Annotated in this window: 21 protein-coding genes; 15 read left to right on the plus strand and 6 right to left on the minus strand. The window is 60.5% G+C overall.

Annotated elements, in window-relative coordinates; translation table 11 throughout:
- Positions 1–21: 21 nt before the first annotated feature.
- Both manD and FN633_RS03565 read right to left on the minus strand, forming a co-directional pair.
- The gene (gene manD / locus FN633_RS03560; protein WP_154056765.1) at positions 22–1236 is read right to left on the minus strand and encodes a D-mannonate dehydratase ManD; all 1215 of its coding nucleotides are present in this window, start codon (positions 1234–1236) and stop codon (positions 22–24) included.
- 108 nt (positions 1237–1344) lie between these two features.
- The gene (locus FN633_RS03565; protein ID WP_154058812.1) at positions 1345–1671 is read right to left on the minus strand and encodes a YnfA family protein; all 327 of its coding nucleotides are present in this window, start codon (positions 1669–1671) and stop codon (positions 1345–1347) included.
- 106 nt (positions 1672–1777) lie between these two features.
- Here FN633_RS03565 and FN633_RS03570 point away from each other — a divergent pair, with 106 nt between their 5' ends.
- A complete protein-coding gene (locus FN633_RS03570; RefSeq protein ID WP_154056766.1) occupies positions 1778–2119 on the plus strand; it encodes a DUF1283 family protein in 342 nt (113 codons plus the stop codon).
- A 2-nt stretch (positions 2120–2121) separates the two neighbouring features.
- On the opposite strand, the gene FN633_RS03575 is transcribed toward FN633_RS03570, so the two are convergent.
- A complete protein-coding gene (locus FN633_RS03575; RefSeq protein WP_154056767.1) occupies positions 2122–2832 on the minus strand; it encodes a YnfC family lipoprotein in 711 nt (236 codons plus the stop codon).
- A 258-nt stretch (positions 2833–3090) separates the two neighbouring features.
- On the opposite strand from FN633_RS03575, the gene atzF reads away from it, so the two are divergent.
- Genes atzF through urtE form a run of 8 tightly spaced genes read left to right on the plus strand, consistent with a single transcriptional unit; the run spans position 3091 to position 14694 of the window.
- The gene (gene atzF, locus FN633_RS03580) at positions 3091–4893 is read left to right on the plus strand and encodes an allophanate hydrolase (protein ID WP_154056768.1); all 1803 of its coding nucleotides are present in this window, start codon (positions 3091–3093) and stop codon (positions 4891–4893) included.
- Positions 4886–8506, plus strand: a complete 3621-nt coding sequence (gene uca / locus FN633_RS03585; RefSeq protein WP_154056769.1) for an urea carboxylase — start codon at positions 4886–4888, stop codon at positions 8504–8506. The genes atzF and uca overlap by 8 nt, the downstream gene beginning before the upstream one ends.
- A gap of 2 nt (positions 8507–8508) precedes the next feature.
- Positions 8509–9195 carry a GntR family transcriptional regulator gene (locus FN633_RS03590; RefSeq protein ID WP_154058813.1) on the plus strand — a complete coding sequence of 229 codons (687 nt, stop codon included), beginning with the start codon at positions 8509–8511 and terminating at the stop codon, positions 9193–9195.
- 34 nt (positions 9196–9229) lie between these two features.
- On the plus strand, positions 9230–10501 hold the full coding sequence (urtA, locus tag FN633_RS03595) for an urea ABC transporter substrate-binding protein (RefSeq protein ID WP_154056770.1): 1272 nt from the start codon (positions 9230–9232) through the stop codon (positions 10499–10501).
- A gap of 58 nt (positions 10502–10559) precedes the next feature.
- On the plus strand, positions 10560–12134 hold the full coding sequence (urtB, locus tag FN633_RS03600; protein WP_154056771.1) for an urea ABC transporter permease subunit UrtB: 1575 nt from the start codon (positions 10560–10562) through the stop codon (positions 12132–12134).
- Positions 12134–13210, plus strand: a complete 1077-nt coding sequence (gene urtC, locus FN633_RS03605; RefSeq protein WP_154056772.1) for an urea ABC transporter permease subunit UrtC — start codon at positions 12134–12136, stop codon at positions 13208–13210. The genes urtB and urtC overlap by 1 nt, the downstream gene beginning before the upstream one ends.
- Positions 13203–13994: an urea ABC transporter ATP-binding protein UrtD gene (urtD, locus tag FN633_RS03610; protein ID WP_154056773.1), complete on the plus strand. Its 792-nt coding sequence runs from the start codon at positions 13203–13205 to the stop codon at positions 13992–13994. The genes urtC and urtD overlap by 8 nt, the downstream gene beginning before the upstream one ends.
- Before the next feature lies 1 nt (position 13995).
- A complete protein-coding gene (gene urtE / locus FN633_RS03615) occupies positions 13996–14694 on the plus strand; it encodes an urea ABC transporter ATP-binding subunit UrtE (RefSeq protein WP_154058814.1) in 699 nt (232 codons plus the stop codon).
- A 47-nt stretch (positions 14695–14741) separates the two neighbouring features.
- Here the strand turns inward: urtE and bioD are convergent, their stop codons facing one another.
- The 3 genes from bioD to FN633_RS03630 form a co-directional block, all read right to left on the minus strand.
- On the minus strand, positions 14742–15437 hold the full coding sequence (gene bioD / locus FN633_RS03620) for a dethiobiotin synthase (RefSeq protein WP_154056774.1): 696 nt from the start codon (positions 15435–15437) through the stop codon (positions 14742–14744).
- Positions 15438–15562: 125 nt separating this feature from the next.
- On the minus strand, positions 15563–16783 hold the full coding sequence (mlc, locus tag FN633_RS03625) for a sugar metabolism global transcriptional regulator Mlc (protein WP_154056775.1): 1221 nt from the start codon (positions 16781–16783) through the stop codon (positions 15563–15565).
- A gap of 122 nt (positions 16784–16905) precedes the next feature.
- Positions 16906–17811 carry a LysR family transcriptional regulator gene (locus FN633_RS03630; protein WP_154056776.1) on the minus strand — a complete coding sequence of 302 codons (906 nt, stop codon included), beginning with the start codon at positions 17809–17811 and terminating at the stop codon, positions 16906–16908.
- A gap of 109 nt (positions 17812–17920) precedes the next feature.
- On the opposite strand from FN633_RS03630, the gene FN633_RS03635 reads away from it, so the two are divergent.
- The 6 genes from FN633_RS03635 to FN633_RS03655 all read left to right on the plus strand — a co-directional run bounded on the left by FN633_RS03635 (position 17921) and on the right by FN633_RS03655 (position 22658).
- Positions 17921–19177, plus strand: a complete 1257-nt coding sequence (locus FN633_RS03635) for an MFS transporter (protein WP_154056777.1) — start codon at positions 17921–17923, stop codon at positions 19175–19177.
- A 129-nt stretch (positions 19178–19306) separates the two neighbouring features.
- Complete coding sequence (locus FN633_RS03640) at positions 19307–19597, plus strand: contact-dependent growth inhibition system immunity protein (protein WP_269134923.1); 291 nt, start codon at positions 19307–19309, stop codon at positions 19595–19597.
- A gap of 30 nt (positions 19598–19627) precedes the next feature.
- Complete coding sequence (locus FN633_RS03645; protein ID WP_154056779.1) at positions 19628–21112, plus strand: carboxypeptidase M32; 1485 nt, start codon at positions 19628–19630, stop codon at positions 21110–21112.
- A 162-nt stretch (positions 21113–21274) separates the two neighbouring features.
- Positions 21275–21616 carry an acid resistance repetitive basic protein Asr gene (gene asr, locus FN633_RS03650; RefSeq protein ID WP_072015283.1) on the plus strand — a complete coding sequence of 114 codons (342 nt, stop codon included), beginning with the start codon at positions 21275–21277 and terminating at the stop codon, positions 21614–21616.
- Between the two features lie 55 nt (positions 21617–21671).
- Positions 21672–21755 (plus strand): small membrane protein YdgU, encoded by an 84-nt coding sequence (gene ydgU / locus FN633_RS18675; RefSeq protein WP_462687435.1) that lies wholly within the window; start codon positions 21672–21674, stop codon positions 21753–21755.
- A gap of 96 nt (positions 21756–21851) precedes the next feature.
- A complete protein-coding gene (locus FN633_RS03655; protein ID WP_154056780.1) occupies positions 21852–22658 on the plus strand; it encodes a trypsin-like serine peptidase in 807 nt (268 codons plus the stop codon).
- Positions 22659–22722 lie beyond the last annotated feature (64 nt).

A 22722-nucleotide genomic window follows, 5' to 3' on the forward strand; every position in this document is an offset into this window, starting at 1 on the left:
CTGCCTGCGTATAGTTAAAACTTACCAGTTCCACAGGGTGCCGTCTTCGAGGCGGGCGACCGGCAGATAGGCAGGATCGTAGGGGTATTTCGCTGCCAGCTTCTCATCGAACTCAATGCCGAGGCCGGGCTTCTCGCCTGGGTGCATGTAACCGTTATCGAAGGTCCAGCTGTGCGGGAAGACGTCGAGCATCTGCTTGGAGTAGCCCATGTACTCCTGCACGCCGAAGTTCGGCACCCACAGGTCGAAATGCAGCGCCGCCGCGTGGCAAATCGGCGAGAGATCCGACGGGCCGTGAGATCCGGTACGCACCTGATAGAGCGAGGCGAAGTCGGCGATACGGCGCATGCCGGTGATGCCGCCCGCGTGGGTGATGGTGGTGCGGATATAGTCAATCAGTTGCTCTTCAATGAGCTGCTTACAGTCCCAGATGCTGTTGAAGACTTCACCCACCGCGATAGGGGTCACGGTGTGCTGGCGGATCAGGCGGAAGCAGGCCTGGTTCTCGGCCGGGGTCGGATCCTCCATCCAGAACATGCGGAACTCTTCAATGCTCTTGCCGAAGCGCGCCGCCTCAATGGGAGTCAAGCGGTGGTGCATGTCGTGTAGCAGGTGCTCGTTAAAGCCAAACTTGCTGCGCACCGCGTCAAACAGCGTCGGCGTAAAGTCGAGATACTTCTCCGTTGACCAGAGCTGCTCTTCCGGCCACTGGCCTTTAGTCGCAGGCTCATAGGCCAGGCCTTTACCTTTAGACATGCCGTAGGTGGTTTTCATTCCTGGCACGCCGCACTGCACGCGAATGGCTTTAAAACCCATCTCTTTATGGCGGGCGTAATCTTCCAGCACGTCATCAATGCTGTGACCCGTAGTGTGGCAGTAGACCATCACCCCTTCACGAGAGGCACCGCCCAGCAGCTGATAGAGCGGCATGTTGGCCGCCTTGGCTTTGATATCCCACAGCGCCATATCGATAGCCGAGATAGCGGACATGGTGACCGGACCACGACGCCAGTAAGCGCCCTTGTAGAAGAACTGCCAGATATCTTCGATGCGATGCGCGTCGCGGCCAATCAGCTGCGGGCAGAGGTGATCCTTAAGATAGGACGCCACGGAGAGTTCGCGCCCGTTCAGCGTGGCATCGCCCAGACCGACAATCCCCTCGTCGGTAGTAATTTTGAGGGTGACAAAATTGCGCCCCGGACAGGTAACAAATACTTCGGCCCCTACAATCTTCATCTTCTGATCCTTTACATCTCGGTTGTGATGAAGAGAATCTACGCAGCTGAGCTACTACCATACAAGTATGATGATCATAAAACCTACGCTGGATCACAAAAAAAGGCGCTAAGCGCGCCCCCATCCTGCCACGATAATCAGCATGCCGCAGAGCGCCACCAGCGCACCGAGCCAGTCGTAAACGCTGAGCTTGACCCCATCCACCACCCGCAGCCAGATCAGCGCGGTGCAGACGTAGACCCCACCGTAGGCGGCATAAACTCGGCCGCTGGCTGCCGGGTGCAGTGTTAACAGCCAAACGAAGGTCGCCAGCGCCAGTCCGGCCGGGATCAGCAGCAGCGGGCTCCCACCCCGCTTGAGCCACAGCCACGGCAGAAAGCAGCCGAGAATTTCGCACAGCGCGGTGATGAAAAAGAGCAGCGTGGTATGGAGCATGGCGGGAGTAAACATTCCGGATAACGGCCTTATATCGTTTGAGAAGAATGGTGTAGAATAACGGGAGGCGAGCACCACGTCTTCTCTATCGAACCAAGGAATAACAATGAACATGACCTTTAGTAAACGCCTCTGCGTGGCGGCCATGCTGACGCTGGGTGCGGGCATGATGAGTGCCACAGCCAACGCCGATACGAGTAAGCTTATCATTGAGTCCGGCGACAGTGCCCAGAGCCGTCAGCAGGCCACGATGGAAAAAGAGCAGTGGAACGATACGCGTAACCTGCGCCACAAGGTGAATACCCGCGTGGAGAAAGAGTTTGATAAGGCCGACGTGGCGTTTGACGCGCGCGATAACTGCCAGCAGAGCGCTAACCTCAACGCCTATTGGGAAGAGAATACCCTGCGCTGCCTTGACCGCCGTACCGGGCGGCCAATCGGACGGTAATCTCAGTAGTAGGCAATGGTATTTTTGATGGCGTACTTGTGCTCAACGGCAGGCGTGACGCTTTCATCTACGATCGTCAGGGAGCAGCTCACCGGGTTGTCATGACGATCGTATTCGCAGGCCTGCTTCACGCTGCCGATAGGCTTATCGTTCAGCGTACTGACGCCGGTGTAGTCGAGCTTCTTACGTTTGTCCGTTGAGGGCGTTGATTCCACGGACAGATGCATCTCTTTGCTGGTGGTCGATTTGCCCAGCGGATACCCTTCCGCATCGTACTGGTAGTTAATCTGCAGCTCCTTGCCGCGCGCCAACACCACAAAGCCCTTCTCATCCGTATCCCAGGTCACGCCCGCCGACAGGAACTCCGCCAGCTGGCATTTACCCTGCAAGCGCAGGCGCTTTTCATGGGTCACAGCATCGACATAGAAGTTGGCATTCAGCACCAGCGCCAGCCCGGTGTTGTTATCCATATCGTGAAGCTCCAGCGTATCAAAACAGCCCTCCTGCGAGAGCGTGCCGGTGACGCGCTTAGATACTTCACCCTTATCATTGAGCAGCGTCTGGCTAAAGTCTTTCACCGGGCCACGCAGTGGGTCAAAGTCAAACTCATTGGAGAAGCTGGCCATCTCCGGTGTAAACGACACCGGCGCTTTGCCATCATCACATCCGGCCAGCGCTGCCGTGACTGCCGCCAGCATCAGTAACTTTTTCATAAATTCCCCACCCGTTGCACCCTATTAAAGCATCTTAGCAAATTCAGTGATTTATGTAACATCATCCCTTTGTATTACCCGTGTCTCCATACCGTGACCAGGCGCACCTTTTTTGCTCAACGCTGCGCAGGTCGGGTGCAATCACAACCTGCCCGCCATGGCACATTATTAAAATATTATTAATTAACAATAGATTAAAAACTGGCACGCCGCTTGCTATTTGAATTCCATCTTGTATACCAGATGGAATTGCTCACTATGACAACAATGACCGGCCAAACCCTCACCGGGTGGCAGCAGCAGATCCAGCAGCAGCGCGGCGAGGTTTTATCTCTGCTGACGACGCACTTAGCCACTCTCTCTGTCGATGACAATGCCTGGATCACCCTGGCCACGCCCGAGCAGATCGCCGCCCAGCTGGCAGCATTAACGCCCCACTATCAGCAAGACCCAACGGCGCTGCCGCTGTATGGCATCCCTTTCGCGGTTAAAGACAACATCGACGCCGCTGGATTTCCGACCACCGCGGCCTGTCCGGCGTTTCGCTATATCGCCGAGCAGGATGCGACAACGGTTGCACAGCTTAAAGCCGCCGGGGCCATTGTCATTGGCAAGACCAATCTCGATCAGTTTGCTACCGGACTGGTAGGCACGCGCTCTCCATGGGGCGCGGTGAGCAACAGCTTCAACCCAGACTATGTGAGCGGCGGCTCCAGCTCCGGCTCGGCGTCGGTCGTCGCGCGCGGTCTGGTTCCGTTTTCACTCGGGACTGACACCGCAGGTTCCGGTCGGGTGCCCGCCGGATTTAATAACATCGTCGGGCTCAAACCCACCAAAGGCTGGTTCTCCGCCAGCGGCGTGGTGCCGGCCTGCCGCCTTAACGATACCGTATCGGTGTTTGCCCTCACCGTCAGTGATGCCTGGACTGTCGCCGAGGCGGCAGCAGGCTACGACGTTCATGACGCCTACTCCCGCCGTGCACCGGGCACCGCTCCCGCCGCGCTGCCCGAGCGTCCGGTGTTTGCCGTTCCCGATACGCTGCAATTCTTTGGTGACGCCCAGGCCGAAGAGGCGTGGGAGCGCGCCCTGGAGCAACTACGCGCCTGCGGCGTAACGCTGAAGACCATCGATTTCACCCCGTTCGCCGAGCTGGCCGCCCAGCTCTATCAGGGGCCATGGGTTGCCGAGCGCACCGCTGCCGTCGGCGATATCATCAACCGCCCGGAGGAGATGGATCCGACGGTATATCAGATTGTCGCCGGAGGCAGCCGCTATAGCGCGGTAGAAGCCTATAAAGCCGAGTACCTGCGCGCCGAGCTGGCCCGTCAAATTCAGCAGGCCCTTGCCGAAGTCGATGCCCTGGCCGTGCCTACCTCGCCCACCATCCGCACCAAAGAAGAGATGCAGCAGGAGCCGATCCGCTACAACTCGGAGTTTGGCACCTACACCAACTTTACTAACCTGGCCGATCTCAGCGCCCTGGCCCTGCCCGCGCCGTTGCGCGCCGACGGCCTGCCCGCCGGGATCACCCTGCTCGCTCCCGCCTGGCACGATCGCGCCCTCGCCAGCTTCGGCATTCGCTGGCAGGCACAAAGCGGCCTGACCCTGGGGGCAACCGATGCCCCGCTCCCCGCAGACCAGGCTGCGCTGCCTCTCTCACCGGATCACGTGCGTATCGCGGTTGTCGGGGCGCATCTGCGCGGTATGCCGCTTAACCACCAGCTGATTAACCGGAAGGCGGTGTTTGTGGAAGCTAGCGAAACTGCCTCTTGCTACCGCCTCTACGCCCTGGCCAATACCCAGCCGGCAAAACCGGGCCTGGCCCGCGCTGCCAGCGGCGAATCTATCCAAGTAGAGCTGTGGGATATCCCACTGGCGCGCTTCGGGGAGTTTGTCGCCGAGATCCCAGCCCCGCTGGGGATCGGCTCTCTGGAGCTGGCGGATGGCCGCTGGGTGAAAGGCTTTATCTGTGAGGGTGCGGCGCTCGGCGACGCGCAGGATATTACGGCTTACAAAGGCTGGCGCAATTGGCTCGCCAGCAAGGAGATGCAGCATGTTTGATCGCGTACTGATTGCCAACCGGGGTGAAATCGCCTGCCGCGCCATCCGCACCCTGCGCCGTCTGGGGATCGTGAGCATCGCCGTTTATTCCGACGCGGATAAAAACGCCGAGCACGTTAAGGCGGCCGATATTGCCCTGCCGCTGGGAGGGGAGAAGGCCAGCGACAGCTATCTACGCATCGACAGCATTATTGATGCCGCTAAACAAAGCGGCGCGCAGGCTATCTGGCCCGGCTACGGCTTTCTCTCTGAGAGCCTGGCCTTTGCCGACGCCTGCGAGCAGGCAGGCATTATCTTTGTTGGCCCCACGGCGCAGCAGATCGGTGAGTTTGGCCTCAAGCACCGGGCGCGGGAGCTGGCCGCTCAGGCCGGTGTGCCAATGACACCGGGTACGGGCCTACTGAACAGCCTCGACGAGGCGCTGCTGGCCGCTGAAGAGATTGGCTACCCGGTAATGTTAAAAAGCACCGCGGGCGGGGGCGGGATCGGTTTGACCCGCTGCCCCGATGGTGAGGCATTGCAGCTGGCGTGGGAGAGCGTCCGCCGTCTGGGCGAGCAGTTCTTCAGCGATGCGGGAGTGTTTATTGAACGCTGCATCGATCGCGCCCGCCACGTCGAGGTGCAGATCTTCGGCGACGGTCAGGGCAACGTGGTAGCGCTCGGCGAGCGCGACTGCTCCCTGCAACGCCGCAATCAGAAGGTGGTAGAAGAGACGCCTGCGCCGGGGCTACCGCAGGCGACCCGCACCGCGCTGCTCGCCTCCGCCGTTGAATTGGGCAAACTGGTTGACTACCGCAGCGCGGGCACGGTGGAGTATATCTATGACGCCGAGCAGGATGCGTTCTACTTCCTTGAGGTCAACACCCGATTACAGGTAGAGCACCCGGTCACCGAATCCGTTACCGGTCTTGATCTGGTGGAGTGCATGCTGCGCGTTGCCGCCGGAGATACCATTGACTGGGCGCGACTCCAGCGCCCACCGCAGGGTGCAGCGATTGAGGTGCGGCTGTATGCCGAAAATCCCCTGAAGAACTTCCAGCCGAGTCCTGGCGTGCTGACCCACGTAAGCTTCCCGGAGAACGTGCGCGTTGACAGCGGCGTGACCACCGGCAGTGAGGTCTCCGCCTTCTACGATCCGATGATCGCCAAGCTGATCGTCTATGCGGAGACGCGCGAGGCGGCCCTGGTTAAGCTGCGCGAGGCGCTGGACGCCACTCAGCTGCACGGCATCGCCACTAACCTTGACTACCTGCGGCAGATCGTTGCCAGCGAGGCCTTTGTTGAGGGCCAAGTCTGGACGCGGATGCTCGATACCTTTACCCCTGCCACGGCGGCCATTGAGGTCGTGCAACCCGGTACCTGGAGCAGCGTTCAAGATTACCCCGGTCGTCCGGGCTACTGGGACGTGGGCGTCCCGCCCTCGGGCCCGATGGACGATTTTGCCTTCCGCCTGGCTAACCGCATCGTCGGCAACCACGCCTCCGCCGCCGGACTGGAGTTTACTCTGCAAGGCCCAACGCTGCTGTTTCACAGCGATACCACCATCGCCGTGACCGGGGCCGACTGTCATGCCGAGCTTGACGACCAGCCGATGCCGTACTGGCAGCCGGTAGCGGTGAAGGCCGGGCAGACGCTGGTGCTAGGCCGCGCCCAAGCCGGGTGCCGCACCTATCTTGCCGTGCGCAACGGTATCGATGTGCCCTCCTATCTCGGCAGCCGAGCAACCTTCGCCCTCGGCCAGTTTGGCGGCCACGCCGGACGCACGCTGAAGGTGGCCGATCTGCTGCCTATCTCCCGTCCCGCGCTGGCCGCCTGCACCACGCCTGCGCCAGAGCGGGATCCGCAGCCGCTGGCCGCCGGGCTGATCCCGGAGTATGGGGAGAGCTGGCACATCGGCGTCCTCTATGGGCCCCACGGCGCGCCGGATTTCTTTACTCAGGACGCCATCGACGAGTTCTTCGCCAGCGAGTGGCAGGTGCACTACAACTCTAACCGTCTCGGCGTGCGCCTGACCGGGCCGAAACCCTCCTGGACGCGGCCCGACGGCGGCGAAGCGGGCCTGCATCCGTCCAACGTTCACGACTGCGAGTACGCCATCGGCGCGATCAACTTTACCGGCGACTTCCCGGTGATCCTTACCCGCGACGGCCCCAGCCTCGGCGGTTTTGTCTGCCCTGTGACCATCGCCAAAGCAGAGCTGTGGAAAGTGGGCCAGGTCAAGCCAGGGGATCGCCTGCGCTTCTACCCGATTAGCGTTGAGGAGGCGGTGGCGCTGGAGAAGGCTCAGCACCGCATCGTTGAGACGCTGGAGCCTGCCGAAACGCTGCCGGCATTTGCTACCCCGTCGCTGGCGGATCGGGACGGGATCTCCGCCGCCGCGCTGGTGTCTATTCCGGCCAGCGGCACGACGCCCGCTATCTGCTATCGCCAGGCGGGGGATAACTACATCCTGATCGAGTATGGCGAAAACGTTCTCGATCTGGCCCTGCGCCTGCGCGTCAGCCTGCTGATGGAGCAGCTTCAGGCCCTGGGCCATCCGGGCATTAAAGAGCTGTCGCCCGGCGTGCGCTCGCTGCAGATCCGTTACGACAGCCTGGTTATCAGCCAGCCATCGCTGGTGAAGATGTTGCTGGATATTGAAGGGCGTCTGGGAGACGTCAGCGACATGAAGGTGCCGTCGCGCATCATCTGGATGCCGATGGCCTTCGAGGACAGCGCCACCCTCGGGGCGGTCAGCCGCTATCAGGACACGGTGCGGGCCACCGCCCCCTGGCTGCCCAACAACGTTGACTTTATTCAGCGCATTAACGGCCTGGCGGATCGTAACGCGGTGCGCGACACGATTTTTGACGCCAGCTATCTGATCCTCGGTCTCGGGGATGTCTACCTTGGCGCACCCTGCGCCGTCCCAGTGGATCCGCGCCACCGCCTGCTGAGTTCGAAATATAACCCGGCGCGCACCTTCACCGCCGAGGGCACGGTAGGCATCGGCGGAATGTATATGTGCATCTACGGCATGGACTCCCCCGGCGGCTACCAGCTGGTGGGCCGCACCCTGCCTATCTGGAACAAATTCCTGAAAAACAGCCAGTTCAAGCCGGACGAGCCGTGGCTGCTGCGCTTCTTTGACCAGGTTCGCTTCTACCCGGTCAGCGAGGAGGAGCTGGACCGCCTGCGGGATGATTTCCGCGAAGGCCGGGCCACTATCCGCATTGAGGAGACGATTTTCGACTACGCCGAGCATCTGCATTTCCTTGCGCAGAACGCCCCTGAGATTGCCCATTTCCGCGAGCGTCAGGCCGCCGCCTTTAGCGACGAGGTTGCCCGCTGGCAGCTGGATGAGCAGGCCCAGCCCGAGGAGATCGTCCTGCCCACGGTTGACGCGGTAGACGACGGTGCGCTGGCGGTAAACGCCGATATGAACGGCAACATCTGGAAGGTGCTGGTCCAGCCAGGCGATGAGGTTATCGCAGGCCAGCCGCTGGTGATTGTCGAGGCGATGAAGATGGAGCTGGCGATCCACGCCCCGCAGGCAGGCCGCATCAAGCGCATCGGCTGTCAGCCAGGCCGCCCAGTAACGCCTGGCGATGCCCTGCTGTGGCTTGAGCCGTGAGCATGGGCGGCAAGCCGGGGCTGGCGGAGCGCATCTACCGCGCGCTGAAAAATGAAATTTTCACTTTTCAGCTGATGCCGGGGGATCGCTTTAGCGAGAGCGAGGTTGCCGGACGGATGGCCGCCAGCCGAACCCCGGTTCGCCAGGCACTCTACTGGCTGGAGCATGAAGGTTACGTCGAGGTGGCCTCCCGCAGCGGCTGGCAGGTGAAACCGTTCGATTTTGCCTGGTTTGAGGCGCTGTACGATCTGCGGATCGTGCTGGAGCGCGAGGCGGTTCGCCGCCTGTGCGGCATGCCCCCCGGCACCTGCGCCGAGCATCTCGCCCCGCTGATTGCATTTTGGGTGGATGCCCCGCCGCTGGAGGATGGGCTGGCGGTCTCGCCCCATGACGAGCAGTTCCACACCGCGCTGGTGGCGGCAACGGGCAACGGCGAAATGGCGCGGGTTCATGTCGATCTGACGGAGAAGATACGCATTATTCGCCATCTCGACTTTACGCGGGACGATCGGGTGGCAGCGACCTATCAGGAACACGGGCGTGTGCTACGCGCCATTTTGACACAGCAGACAGAGGAGGCGCAGCGGATCCTGACCGACCACATATTACAGAGCAAAGCGGTGGTCAGAAAAATCACACTACACAGGCTTCAGCAATCGCGGCTACCGCCGGTTTCATCGCAGATATAACGCAATAATTCTCTTACACTTTTAGGGGTTGATGATGAAAAGACGTTCGTTAATTAAAGCCTTTGCCCTCTCCGCGACTATGGTCGGCATAGGGATCTCCTGGCAGGCCTGGGCCGCCGATACCATCAAGGTCGGCATCATGCATTCGCTCTCCGGCACCATGGCGATCTCCGAGACGCCGCTGAAAAACGTCGCGCTGATGACCATCGATGAGATCAACGCCAACGGCGGCGTGCTGGGGAAAAAGCTGGAGCCGGTAGTGGTCGATCCCGCCTCTAACTGGCCGCTGTTCGCTGAGAAAGCCCGCCAGCTCATCTCCCAGGATAAGGTCGCGGCGGTATTTGGCTGCTGGACTTCGGTATCGCGCAAATCGGTGCTGCCGGTGTTTGAGGAGCTGAACGGCCTGCTCTTCTATCCGGTGCAGTACGAGGGCGAAGAGATGTCCCCGAACGTCTTCTACACCGGCGCGGCACCTAACCAGCAGGCGATCCCGGCGGTAGAGTATCTGATGAGCGAAGACGGCGGCAGCGCCAAACGCTTCTTCCTGTTAGGCACCGACTACGTCTACCCACGCACCACCAATAAGATCCTGCGCGCCTTCCTGCACAGCAAAGGCGTGCAGGATAAAGATATCGAAGAGGTCTACACCCCGTTTGGCCACAGCGACTACCAGACCATCGTCGCCAATATCAAGAAGTTCGCCGCCGGAGGTAAAACCGCCGTGGTCTCCACCATCAATGGCGACTCCAACGTGCCGTTCTATAAGGAGCTGGCTAACCAGAGCATCAAGGCTACCGACGTGCCGGTCGTGGCCTTCTCGGTGGGCGAAGAGGAGCTGCGCGGGATCGACACCAAGCCGCTGGTAGGCCATCTGGCAGCATGGAACTACTTTGAATCCGTCGATAACCCCACCAACGCCAAATTTGTAGCTGACTACAAAGCCTATGCCAAAGCGCATAACCTGCCGAACGCCGACACCGTGGTGACCAACGATCCGATGGAGGCCACCTATGTTGGGCTGCACATGTGGGCCCAGGCGGTAGAGAAAGCGGGCACCACCGACGTGGATAAGGTGCGCGCGGCGATGGCCGGACAGACCTATAAAGCGCCGGACGGCTTTACCCTGACCATGGACAAAACCAACCATCACCTGCACAAGCCGGTGATGATCGGCGAGATCGAAGACAACGGCCAGTTCAACGTCGTGTGGCAGACCGAACAGCCGGTTCGCGCCCAGCCGTGGAGCCCGTTTATCGCCGGTAACGATAAGAAAGCAGATACGCCGGTGAAATCCTCCGGGCAGTAACCCAGACGCCCGGCGGCATGGCTGCCGGGCAATGACCCCATCAGCGGAATGAGCGACCATGAAAATAGCCACGCGCTTCGGCCTCTTCTTTGCCTGCTGCCTGCTGTTTATCGGCACGGCCTCTGCCGGACCGGCAAGCGAGTACGGCGCTGCCAGCCGGACCCAGCAGGCGCAGCTTTTACAAACCTGGTCCGCCGCGCCCGATGCGTCGCGTTTGCCCCTGCTCCAGGCGCTGCGCCAGGAGAATGTAGTCGTCGATAAGCGCGGCCAGCTCTTTACCCAGTCGGGAGAGACCCTGACGCCGCTGGAGGGCAACGCGGCCCCAGAGGGTAACCCACGCAAGCTGTTTATGAACAACCGCATCCGCACCCTGGTAGCTAATGCGCTTGCCGCCCACCAGCTGGTGAGCGAGGATCGTACCCAGCGCCTTGCCGCCGCACATAATCTGCAAAACGACGCCACGGCAGAGCAGCTTCCTCTGCTGCAACAGCGGCTAGCCCAGGAGCAGGATGAAGAGGTAAAGTCGGCCCTGCTGTTGGCCGTCGCCACTCTCCAGCTCGCCGATGCCAATCCGCAGGTACGCCTGCAGGCGGTCAAACAGCTGGGTGAAAGCAGCGCTCCGCCGATCCAGGCCAGTCTTCAGCGGCTAACCCAGCCGCAAAACGAGCCGGACGCCAGCGTGCGCGCCGCCGCCGCCGACAGCCTGAAGCAGATCCAGCAGCGTCTGCGCTGGGGTGACTGGCTGGGGCAGGCCTTTAGCGGCCTGTCGCTGGGATCTATCCTGCTGCTCGCCGCCCTTGGCCTGGCCATTACCTACGGCCTGCTGGGGGTGATCAACATGGCCCACGGCGAGATGCTGATGCTGGGGGCCTATGCCACCTGGCTGGTGCAGGATCTCTTTGCCCGCCTCGCCCCGCAGTGGCTGGCCCTCTATCCCATCGTCGCCCTGCCGGTGGCTTTTTTCATTACCGCCGCGATGGGCATGGTGCTGGAGCGGCTGATCATTCGTCATCTCTATGGCCGTCCGCTGGAAACCCTGCTGGCAACCTGGGGGATCAGCCTGATGCTGATCCAGCTGGTGCGGCTGCTCTTTGGGGCGCAGAACCTGGAGGTGGCCAACCCCGGCTGGCTCTCCGGCGGCTGGGCGGTACTGCCGAACCTGATCCTGCCTTACAACCGCATCGCGGTGATTGTCTTTGTTCTGCTGGTGCTGGCCCTCACCTGGCTGCTGCTCAACAAGACCCGGCTGGGGATGAACGTGCGGGCAGTCACTCAGAACCGGCGGATGGCCGACTGCTGCGGCGTGCCCACCGGCCGGGTAGATATGCTGGCCTTCGGGCTGGGCTCCGGTATCGCCGGGCTGGGAGGCGTGGCGCTGTCACAGCTGGGCAACGTCGGCCCCGAACTGGGCCAGGGCTATATCATCGACTCATTTTTAGTGGTGGTACTGGGTGGCGTTGGCCAGCTGGCAGGCACGGTGGTGGCGGCGTTTGGCCTCGGCATCATCAACAAGCTGCTGGAGCCGCAGATTGGCGCGGTGCTGGGTAAAATCGCCATCCTGGTACTGATCGTGCTGTTTATCCAGAAACGGCCACAGGGGCTGTTCGCATTCAAGGGGCGAGTGATCGACTGATGACCCAACCTATAACCCTGACGCTGGCGCAGCGTGCGCCCCGTCTGACGCGCACCCTGACGCTGGGCATTATCGTCCTGCTGCTGGCCCTGCCGTTTTTGGCCCTGCTGCCGCAGGATCATCCCCTGGCCATGTCCGCCTACACCCTGACGCTGATGGGCAAGATCCTCTGCTACGCCATTGTCGCCGTGGCGCTGGATCTGGTCTGGGGCTACGCTGGCCTGCTGTCGCTGGGGCACGGGCTGTTCTTTGCTCTCGGCGGCTACGCGATGGGCATGTACCTGATGCGCCAGGCGGCGGGGGACGGTCTTCCGGCCTTTATGACCTTTCTCTCGTGGAGCGAGATGCCGTGGTTCTGGACCGGCACCCAGCACTTTGCGTGGGCGCTGTGCCTGATCGTCCTGCTGCCGGGCCTGCTGGCGCTGCTGTTTGGCTACTTCGCCTTCCGCTCGCGTATTAAAGACGTCTACTTCTCGATCATGACCCAGGCGCTGACCTACGCCGGGATGCTGCTCTTCTTCCGCAATGAAACCGGCTTCGGGGGTAACAACGGCTTCACCGGTTTTACCACCCTGCTCGGTTTTCCGGTCACCGCCACCGGGACGCGCATCGGCCTGTTTATCGCCACCGTGCTGCTGCTGGTCGCCGCGCTGGGTATCGGCATGGCGCTGGCGCGTAGCAAGTTTGGCCGAGTGTTAACGGCGGTGCGCGACGCTGAGAACCGGCTGATGTTTTGCGGCTACGATCCGCAGGGGTTCAAGCTCTTTGTCTGGACGCTCTCCGCCGTGCTCTGCGGCCTCGCCGGGGCGCTCTACGTGCCGCAGGTAGGCATTATCAACCCGAGCGAGATGTCGCCTACCAACTCTATCGAAGCCGCCATCTGGGTCGCGCTGGGCGGGCGCGGGACGCTGATTGGACCGCTGCTGGGGGCGGGCATCGTCAACGGGGCGAAGAGCTTCTTCACCGTGGCTTTCCCGGAGTACTGGCTCTTTTTCCTGGGCCTGATGTTTATCCTCGTCACGCTGTTTTTACCGCGCGGCGTTATTGGTTTGCTGAAGCGGAGAAAGCATGACTGACACCCTTTTTACCCAGCCGCTGCCGCAGGATCGCTACCGGCAGACCACCGACCCGGTGCTGATGCTGGAGAATATCAACGTCTCTTTCGACAGCTTCCGCGCCCTCACCGACCTGACGCTGGCGATTGGCGTCGGCGAGCTGCGCTGCATCATCGGCCCCAACGGCGCAGGCAAAACCACGCTGATGGATGTGATCACCGGCAAGACCCGCCCGGACAGCGGCAGCGTGATCTACGACCAGAATATCGACCTGACCCAGCTCTCCCCAGTGGAGATTGCCCGGGCGGGCATCGGGCGCAAGTTTCAGAAACCAACTGTATTTGAGGCGCTGACGGTGGCGGAGAATCTGGAGATCGCCCTGAAAACCGACAAATCGGTCTGGGCCAGTCTGCGGGCGACGCTGAGCGGCGAGCAGCGGGATCGTATCGACGAGACCCTTGAACTGCTGCGGCTGGCCAATCAGAGCCAGCGTCAGGCGGGGCTGCTCTCCCATGGCCAGAAGCAGTTTCTTGAGATCGGCATGCTGCTGGTACAGGAGCCGCACCTGCTGCTGCTCGACGAGCCTGCCGCCGGGCTAACGGACGCCGAGACCGAGTATATCGCCGAGCTGTTTCGCACCCTGGCAGGCAAGCACTCCCTGATGGTGGTGGAGCACGATATGGGCTTTGTCGATACCATTGCCGATCACGTTACGGTGTTGCACCAGGGCCAGGTGCTGGCCGAGGGTTCCCTGCGCGAGGTGCAGGCGAATGAACAGGTTATTGACGTTTATCTGGGGCGCTAACATGCTGGAAGTGAATGAACTGCATCAATACTACGGCGGCAGCCATATCCTGCGCGGCCTCTCCTTTGCGACGCATCCCGGCGAGGTGACCTGTCTGCTGGGGCGCAACGGCGTGGGGAAAACCACCCTGCTGAAGTGCCTGATGGGGCTGATCCCGGCGAAGTCCGGAACCATTAGCTGGCAGGGTAAGCCCATCAATCAGCAGAAACCCCACCAGCGGGTGCGCAGCGGCATGGCCTACGTGCCGCAGGGGCGGGAGATCTTTCCCCGGCTGACGGTTGAGGAGAACTTGCTGATGGGCCTGTCGCGCTTTACCGGTTCGCAGGCGAAGCGGGTTCCCGATGAGATCTACGATCTGTTCCCGGTGCTGCGGGAGATGAAGCACCGGCGCGGGGGCGATCTCTCCGGTGGTCAGCAGCAGCAGTTAGCCATTGGCCGGGCGCTGGCCTGTCGACCGCAGCTGCTGATCCTTGATGAACCAACAGAGGGGATCCAACCCTCGGTGATCAAAGAGATTGGCGTGGTGATCAAGACCCTGGCCGCACGGGGCGACATGGCGATCCTGCTGGTGGAGCAGTTTTATGACTTCGCCGCCGAGTTGGCGGACAGCTATCTGGTGATGTCCCGGGGAGCAATCGTTCAGCGCGGCAGAGGCGAAGAGATGGAGAGCCACGGCGTGCGCAATCTGGTGGCGATTTAGCCGTGGCCGTCAGCGTGCGGCTCCTGTAGCGAGCCGCAGTAATCGGATCAGGCCAGCACGCGATCGGCAATCAGCGTCCGGGTCAGCAGGGTCACGTCGATATAGTGCGCCAGCTCGCGCTGCTCGGCGCGGGGCAAATAAGGTAGCTCGCCGATCATTGGCGCAGGGATCTTTTTGCCCAGCACGTTAATGATCTCGGCATAGTGGGCAAGGCCGGGGTTGATACGGTTAGCGACCCAGCCGATCAGCGGCAGGCCGTCGCTGGCGATCGCCTGCGCGGTCAGTAGTGCATGGTTGATACAGCCTTCCTGGATCCCCACCACCATAATTACCGGGAGCTGCTCCTGCACCACCCAATCAGAGAGCGGGCGCAGATCGTTCATCAACCCGCGCCAACCGCCGGTCCCCTCAACCACCACGTGATCGACACGCTCGGTCAGGTGCGCCAGCCCTTTGGAAAGCAGGCCATAGTTAATGGGACAGCTGTGGGCCACGCTGCTCTCTTCCTCGCTCAGGGCGATAGGGTTCACCGCCTCGTAGGGCAGTACCAGGGTCGAGACGCTTTGCAGCACCAGCGCATCTTTATTGCGCAGGCCCTCAGGCGTCTCTTTACTCCCTTTCGCCACTGGCTTGTAGCCGGCTACGCTTCTGCCGCTGGCCGCCAGCGCCTGCAGAAGTGCGCGGGAGACCACTGTCTTCCCGACAGCCGTATCAGTACCCGTAATAAAGAAACGCTTAAGCATCACTTACTCCACCGTTTTGCCGCGAAAATATACACCACGAAAATAATTCAGAGGAGAAAGTCTAAGTTAAGTCGCCAGGGGCTAATTTGAGGTAGCGCAATTTTTCCTACAACTGTGCAAATTTGTTAACCCTGCAACAGTCGAATCAGCAACGAACCGTTATACATCGCGTCTTTTACCAGCGCGGCACCCGCCATGGTGCCCTGATTAGAGAACTGGGTGCTCTCGACGGTGATGTGGCGGCTATAGGCGGGCAGCGACTGCTGGCGAATGCAGCTGCTGATGGCCGGGAAGAGAATATCGGCGGCCTGGCTCAGGGGTGAACCGATAAGAATTTTTTGCGGATTAAACAGGTTGACCATGATCGCCAGAATGCGTCCGACGTTAGTCCCTACCCCAGTAATAATATCCGTCGCCAGGCGATCCCCCTCTCGCGCCGTCTGGCAGAGCGAGGCAACGGTAAGCGGCTGACCGTGCAGCTGCGAGCTCATCGACTGGCTCATGCGCTGCTGCGCCAGCTCCAGCACGCTCTCTACGCTGGCGATGGTTTCCAGACAGCCGTGGTTGCCGCAGTAGCAGCGCTTGCCGTAGGGATCGACCTGGGTATGACCAATCTCCACCAGGCTGCTGCTGCCTGCGTGCAGCAGGCGTCCGTCGGTGATCACCCCCGCGCCAACGTTGTGGTCGATGACTACCTGGATAACGTCCCGTGCGCCGCGGGATGCACCAAACAGCGCTTCCGCCATGGTCCAGGCGCTGATGTCATGCTGAATATAGACCGGCACGCCGGTATGGCGCTCAAGGGCTTCCCCCAGCGCCATGTCTTTAACGTCTTCATAGAACGGCATCCGGTGCACGATGCCGTTCTCCGTATCGATGATACCCGGCAAGGTGATAGCGATGGCGGTTAAACGTTCGAGCTGGTTCTGGTGGCGAATAAAGAATTGGTCGATATGATGAATAACACGGCTCACAAAGGGGGTATCGGCATGTAAAGGCAACTCAAGCTGCTCTTCAACCACTAGCTTGCTGCTGAGGTCGCGCAGGGCGAGATGGATCTCCCCCCGGCTGATGCGCAACGAGAGATAGTGCCAGGCCTCGGTTTCGACCATCAGGCCCACGGCAGGACGCCCTCGGCTGCCCGGCTCCTGGATCTCCGTCTCCTGCACCAGGTGCGCTTCTAGCATTTCACGGACAATCTTGGTAATGCTGGCGGGGGCAAGCTGCGCCAGACGCGACAGATCGATACGTGAAACCGGGCCTAGCTGATCGATAAGCCGGTAAACGGCTCCTGCATTGGTCTGCTTAATCTGATCAATATGGCCGGGCGTACTATCAGCAACCACCTCATGCTCCCTTTATTTTCGCGCTTCGAAATAAACTTTAGGCTATGGTGAAGCAGTTCCTTAAAGCCGTCAAATTTTTGATTAGCCTTGTGATTTACCGCACATTTTCATCCTCTGCGGGGTTAATTCTGTTCACTTTTAACGCTCTCCAGCAGCTGCTGCTTGAAATGTAGCGCGGCCGCGCCCTGCTCGTGGTGCTTCGACCAGACCAGCCACATCTGCGAGACCGCATCGACTTCGGCAATTGGCAGCCAGCGCATCTCGCTGAGCTGAACCCGGCAAAACGACGCGGGTAGGATCGACACCCCCAGGCCGGCGGCCACCAGCCCAATGATGGTCATCGCCTCGCCGACCTCTTGGGCGATACGCGGCACCAGGCCGTAACGGCGCAGTAGGCCAAGAATATCGTCGTACAGTCCTGTCCCGACATGGGGGTCGAAAAAGACAAACGGCTCTTTCGCCAGCTCGCTCAGCGTTACTACAGGCTGCGCCGCCAGGGGGTGATCGCGCGGGACCATCGCCAGCAGCGGCTCGCGCAGGATCACCTCCCATGCCAGGGTTTCCGGCAGAGCGGTATTACGCATCAGGCCCAGATCCAGGGTTCCCTCGTGAAGAGGGGCGATTTGCTCGCGGGTGTTGATCTCTCGTGTTTGCAGATGCACATCCGGGTAGCGCCGTCGGAAGGTCGAGAGGGTGTCAGAGACGGATTTGATAAAGGGCGCGGAAGAGGTAAAGCCGACCCGCAGCTCACCGCTCTGCCCCTGATGCAGGCGGGCGGCGCGGGCGGCAGCGTCATTGACCTGACTGAGGATCTGTCGGCTGTCGATCAGAAACTGCCTTCCCGCCAGGGTCAGCGCGACGCTGCGGTTGGTACGGGCCAGCAGTCGAGCACCGACCTGCTGCTCCAGCAGCTGGATCTGCTGGCTTAGCGGCGGCTGAGAAATATTCAGCCGGGCCGCCGCATGGCCAAAATGCAGCTCTTCCGCCACGGCAATAAAGTAGCGCAGGTGACGTAGCTCGATATTCATATGTTTAATGTATTATTTGAGATTATTAATATATTAGACAGAATATTTACATTTTCCTACCCTTAGCGGTAATTGCTTACCCGCTGTTATAAATCACTAAGGATCCACCGTGAGCCGTACTACCGTCGTTGACATCGCCCCGGCGAGCGATGCCGACGTGCAAACCGCCGCTGCTCCCGCCACGCTCTATATTAAACGCGGCACTCCCCAGTTTATGCGCGTCACGCTGGCGCTCTTCTCCGCCGGACTGGCGACCTTCGCCCTGCTCTACTGCGTACAGCCGATCCTGCCGGTGCTCTCCCACGAGTTCGGCATCTCACCGGCCAGCAGCAGTATCTCGCTCTCTATCTCAACCGCCATGCTGGCCATTGGCCTACTGTTCACCGGCCCGCTCTCAGATGCTATTGGCCGCAAGCCGGTGATGGTTACCGCCCTGCTGCTGGCCTCCTGCTGTACGCTGCTCTCCACGATGATGACCAGCTGGCACGGCATTTTGGTTATGCGGGCGCTGGTGGGACTGTCGCTGAGCGGCGTCGCGGCGGTTGGGATGACCTACCTGAGCGAGGAGATCCACCCCAGCGTGGTGGCCTTTTCGATGGGACTCTATATCAGCGGTAACTCTATCGGCGGCATGAGCGGCCGCCTGCTCAGCGGCGTGTTTACCGACTTCTTTAGCTGGCGCATCGCCCTGGCGGTTATCGGCTGCTTTGCCCTCGCCTCGGCGCTGATGTTTTGGAAAATCCTTCCCGAGTCGCGCCATTTTCGCCCCGCCTCGCTGCGGCCCCGGTCGCTGATGATTAACTTTCGTCTGCACTGGCGCGATCGCGGTCTGCCGCTGCTGTTTCTTACCGGCTTCCTGCTGATGGGGTCATTTGTCACCCTGTTTAACTACATTGGTTATCGCCTGATGCAGACCCCATGGCAGTTGAGCCAGGCGGTGGTGGGTCTGCTTTCGGTGGCTTACCTGACCGGGACCTGGAGCTCGCCCAAAGCGGGGGCAATGACCGCACGCTTCGGGCGTGGGCCGGTGATGCTGGTTTCAACGGGGGTTATGCTGGGCGGCGTGCTGCTGACGCTCTTCTCATCGCTGGGGCTGACTTTTGCCGGTATGTTGCTCTTCTCGGCCGGTTTCTTTGCCGCCCACTCGGTAGCCAGCAGCTGGATCGGGCCGCGCGCGCGCCGGGCGAAAGGCCAGGCCTCCTCGCTTTATCTGTTTAGCTACTACCTGGGATCGAGCCTGGCGGGGACGCTAGGCGGCCTGTTCTGGCACAGCTACGGCTGGAATGGCGTAGGCGGGTTTATCGCCGTGATGCTGCTGGGCGCGCTGCTGGTGGGCCGCAGCCTGCACCATCGCCTCTCTGCGTAGCTAAATGTATCCTGCCTGAACATGCCGGGCGGCGCTACGCTTGCCCAGCCTACAAACAGCACCTTACCGTAGGCCCGTGCAAGCGTAGCGCCGCCGGGCAATATGAGCGATAAAGCACCGAGATAAATGATGATAACTAACTATCTGGATCACCTAATGGGAGCCTACTTCAATCAGGACTATGACCTGTTCGGCGAGACCATCGAAGAGGTTATGAATGAATACCTGAAATGTGAAGGCCCAGAACATGCCAAGGGGTTGATTGCCGATTGTCATCATTTTCTCCAGAGAAGTGATGACATAGAGACGGCGTTTCTCGACCTGTACGGGTTCGACTTTGATCCAGCCTTATGGAGTATGACTGCCAGACAATTTCTCACGGTGGTATCCGCGCAAGCGTCCTGTTATCTTGAAATGTAAGCAAATAAAATCAGCACAACACGAGGCACAATGGACACCAGCAACTACCAGCAACTCACCCGCACCTTCCAACGTCTTTACCGCTTCTCACACCTCTCCTCCATCGCTGGCTGGGACATGATGACAAACATGCCTGCTGCCGGGAGCGCCGCTCGGGGCGAAGCGTTGGCGGAGATCAGCGTCCTGAAACACCAGATCCTGACCGACAAAAAAGTGGCTCAGTGGCTGGACGCGGCCGCGCAGGAAGATCTCAACGATGTTGAACAGGCCAACCTGCGGGAGATGACCCGTCACTATCAGCAGGCGGCGGTGCTACCGGAGGCGCTGGTAGAGGCCAAGTCGCTGGCGGGCAGCCGCTGTGAGCACGCCTGGCGTAGCCAGCGCCCTGCCAATGACTGGGAGGGTTTTTCCGCCAACCTGAAAGAGGTGGTGAAGCTGAGCCGTGAAGAGGCTAAGCTACGCGCGGCGGCAAAAGGCTGCACCCCCTACGATGCGCTGCTGGATCTCTATGAGCCGGATATGACCGCCGCAAAGCTCGACGTGCTGTTTGCCGATCTTAAATCCTGGCTGCCGGATCTGCTTAATCAGGTCGTGGCGAAGCAGGCGCAGCGCCAGCTTATTGCGCCGGTCGGGCCGTTCCCGGTGGAGAAACAGCGTGAGCTGGGTCTCACGGCGATGCGCACCCTGGGCTTCGATTTTGACGCAGGCCGTCTGGATATCAGCGCCCACCCCTTCTGCGGCGGCGTGCCAGAGGACGTGCGCATCACCACTCGCTATGACGAGAACGAGCTGCTCAGTGCCCTCTTTGGCGTAGTGCATGAAACCGGGCATGCCCGTTACGAGCAGAACCTGCCCCGCACCTGGCTGGGACAGCCGGTAGCCGAGGCCCGCTCGATGGCCATCCACGAATCGCAAAGCCTGTTCTTTGAGATGCAGCTTGGCCGCAGCAAGGCGTTCTTGCAGCGTCTCCTGCCTGCGGTCATTGACCGCTTTGGCGCGCAGCCTGCCTTTAGCGACGAGAACTTTATCGCCTGGAACCAGCAGGTCAAGCCGGGCCTGATCCGCGTTGATGCCGATGAGGTGAGCTATCCAGCGCATGTGATCCTGCGCTATGAAATCGAGCGGGCGCTGATCAACGGTGAGATCGACGTCGACGATATTCCGGCGCTGTGGGATGAGAAGATGCAGCACTGGCTCGGCCTCTCGACGGTAGGCAACTACCGGGACGGCTGCATGCAGGATATTCACTGGACCGACGGCGGCTTTGGTTATTTCCCGTCCTATACTCTGGGTGCCATGTACGCCGCGCAGCTGTTCCATGCCGCACGCACCGCCCTGCCTAACCTTGATGCTGCCATTGCCGAAGGGGATTTCAGCGCCCTGTTCGAGTGGCTGCGGCAGAATATCTGGCAGCACGGCAGCCGCTTTACGACCGCTAAGCTGATTGAATCCGCGACCGGCGAAGCGCTGAACAGCCGCTACTTCCGCCAACATCTTACCGCCCGCTATCTGTAATCGTTTAGGCCGGGACCTGATTCCCGGCCCCCTTCTCCGCTTTGTACAAACGGTTACACGCCGATACCAATCACTCACGGAAGCCTCGACTTGAGAAGCATATAGTCTCTTCAACGGCCCCGCAGTGGGGTTAAATGATGAAACCAATTCGAGGATATCAGAATGAAAAAAGTATTAGCTCTGGTTGTTGCCGCTGCTATGGGTCTCTCTTCTGCTGCGTTCGCTGCTGACACCGCTGCGACCACCGCTGCGCCAGCGGCTACCGCTCAGACTCAGAGCGCTGCTCCGGCTGCCAAAACCACCCATCACAAAAAACACCACAAAGCTGCCGCTACCCAGAAAGCGCAGGCTGCTAAAAAGCACCACAAAAAAGCCACTAAACCGGCCGCTGACCAGAGCGCTGCTAAACCAGCCGCTGACCAGAAAGCCCAGGCTGCCAAAAAACACCACAAAAAAGCAGTAAAACACACCGCTGCTAAACCGGCTGCTCAGCCTGCTGCCTAAGTTTGATGCTTACTTCAGCGCCCGCCTGCCGGGCGCTGTTTCTTTCGGAGGATCTATGCTGCAACGCTACCGTTTCGAGCTGATTTTGCTCATGCTGATTGCCTGCGCGCTGGTGACCCTCCGCTTCTATCTTTCCTGAATGTAGCACGCTGATTTTACTCCCCCTTTCCTGCCGTCCCGTCTATAGTTGTTGCTTAGGGTTTGAATAATCATTATTGCCCCACCAGAGTGTGATATGCATAAATTCGGTATTCTGCTATTGGGTTCGCTTTGTTCATTTTCTTTTTACAGCCATGCCGATGATGCTGCTGCTGAGATCAAGACGCTGTTTTTCAATCATGACGACCGGGTAAAGGTGAGCAATCCGACGCAGTCGCCTTGGGACGCTATCGGCCAGCTGGAGACCGCCAGCGGCAATCTCTGCACCGCGACGCTGATTTCACCGCGCGTGGCGTTGACCGCCGGACACTGCCTGTTGACGCCGCCCCGAGGCAAGGCCGATAAAGCCGTGGCGCTGCGCTTTGTGGCGCAGAATGGCATCTGGCGTTATGAGATCCACGGGATTGAGGGACGGGTTGAGCCAACCCTGGGCAAGCGCCTTAAGCCTGACGGCGAAGGCTGGATTGTTCCACCTGCCGCCGCACCGTGGGATTTCGGCCTGATCGTGCTGCGCTACCCGCCGTCGGGGATCACCCCCCTACCGCTGTTTGACGGGGATCGCGATGCGCTCACCGCCGCGCTAAAAGCGGCGGACCGGAAGGTGACGCAGTCAGGCTATCCGCAGGATCACCTGGATAACCTCTACAGCCATCAAAACTGCGTGGTGACCGGCTGGGCGCAGGATAGCGTGCTCTCTCACCAGTGCGATACCCTGCCCGGCGACAGCGGCTCTCCGCTGATGCTAAAGACTGACGACGGCTGGCGGCTGATTGCGGTCCAAAGCTCCGCGCCGGGGGCCAAAGATCGCTGGCGCGCCGATAACCGGGCGATTGCCATCACCGGCTTTCGCGATCGGCTGGACGCCCTGGCACAGGAGCCGTAGTTAACCCTGGCAGTGCTGCCGAAGCGCCCAATCGGCATCGTCGCGCTAAAGAAGAACCCCTGCT

Origin of the sequence: Pseudescherichia vulneris (assembly GCF_902164725.1) — a bacterium.
Classification (GTDB): Bacteria; Pseudomonadota; Gammaproteobacteria; order Enterobacterales; family Enterobacteriaceae; genus Pseudescherichia; species Pseudescherichia vulneris.

Bases quoted from the DNA above. Each gene is read 5' to 3' on its own strand.
- FN633_RS03590 (WP_154058813.1), top strand. From the start codon at position 8,509: ATGGGCGGCAAGCCGGGGCTGGCGGAGCGCATCTACCGCGCGCTGAAA.
- FN633_RS03565 (WP_154058812.1), bottom strand. From the start codon at position 1,671: ATGCTCCATACCACGCTGCTCTTTTTCATCACCGCGCTGTGCGAAATT.
- ydgU (WP_462687435.1), top strand. From the start codon at position 21,672: ATGCTGCAACGCTACCGTTTCGAGCTGATTTTGCTCATGCTGATTGCC.
- atzF (WP_154056768.1), top strand. From the start codon at position 3,091: ATGACAACAATGACCGGCCAAACCCTCACCGGGTGGCAGCAGCAGATC.
- FN633_RS03645 (WP_154056779.1), top strand. From the start codon at position 19,628: ATGGACACCAGCAACTACCAGCAACTCACCCGCACCTTCCAACGTCTT.
- urtC (WP_154056772.1), top strand. From the start codon at position 12,134: ATGACCCAACCTATAACCCTGACGCTGGCGCAGCGTGCGCCCCGTCTG.
- FN633_RS03575 (WP_154056767.1), bottom strand. From the start codon at position 2,832: ATGAAAAAGTTACTGATGCTGGCGGCAGTCACGGCAGCGCTGGCCGGA.
- bioD (WP_154056774.1), bottom strand. From the start codon at position 15,437: ATGCTTAAGCGTTTCTTTATTACGGGTACTGATACGGCTGTCGGGAAG.
- FN633_RS03640 (WP_269134923.1), top strand. From the start codon at position 19,307: ATGATAACTAACTATCTGGATCACCTAATGGGAGCCTACTTCAATCAG.
- FN633_RS03570 (WP_154056766.1), top strand. From the start codon at position 1,778: ATGAACATGACCTTTAGTAAACGCCTCTGCGTGGCGGCCATGCTGACG.
- urtA (WP_154056770.1), top strand. From the start codon at position 9,230: ATGAAAAGACGTTCGTTAATTAAAGCCTTTGCCCTCTCCGCGACTATG.
- asr (WP_072015283.1), top strand. From the start codon at position 21,275: ATGAAAAAAGTATTAGCTCTGGTTGTTGCCGCTGCTATGGGTCTCTCT.
- uca (WP_154056769.1), top strand. From the start codon at position 4,886: ATGTTTGATCGCGTACTGATTGCCAACCGGGGTGAAATCGCCTGCCGC.
- urtE (WP_154058814.1), top strand. From the start codon at position 13,996: ATGCTGGAAGTGAATGAACTGCATCAATACTACGGCGGCAGCCATATC.
- FN633_RS03630 (WP_154056776.1), bottom strand. From the start codon at position 17,811: ATGAATATCGAGCTACGTCACCTGCGCTACTTTATTGCCGTGGCGGAA.
- manD (WP_154056765.1), bottom strand. From the start codon at position 1,236: ATGAAGATTGTAGGGGCCGAAGTATTTGTTACCTGTCCGGGGCGCAAT.
- urtD (WP_154056773.1), top strand. From the start codon at position 13,203: ATGACTGACACCCTTTTTACCCAGCCGCTGCCGCAGGATCGCTACCGG.
- urtB (WP_154056771.1), top strand. From the start codon at position 10,560: ATGAAAATAGCCACGCGCTTCGGCCTCTTCTTTGCCTGCTGCCTGCTG.
- FN633_RS03655 (WP_154056780.1), top strand. From the start codon at position 21,852: ATGCATAAATTCGGTATTCTGCTATTGGGTTCGCTTTGTTCATTTTCT.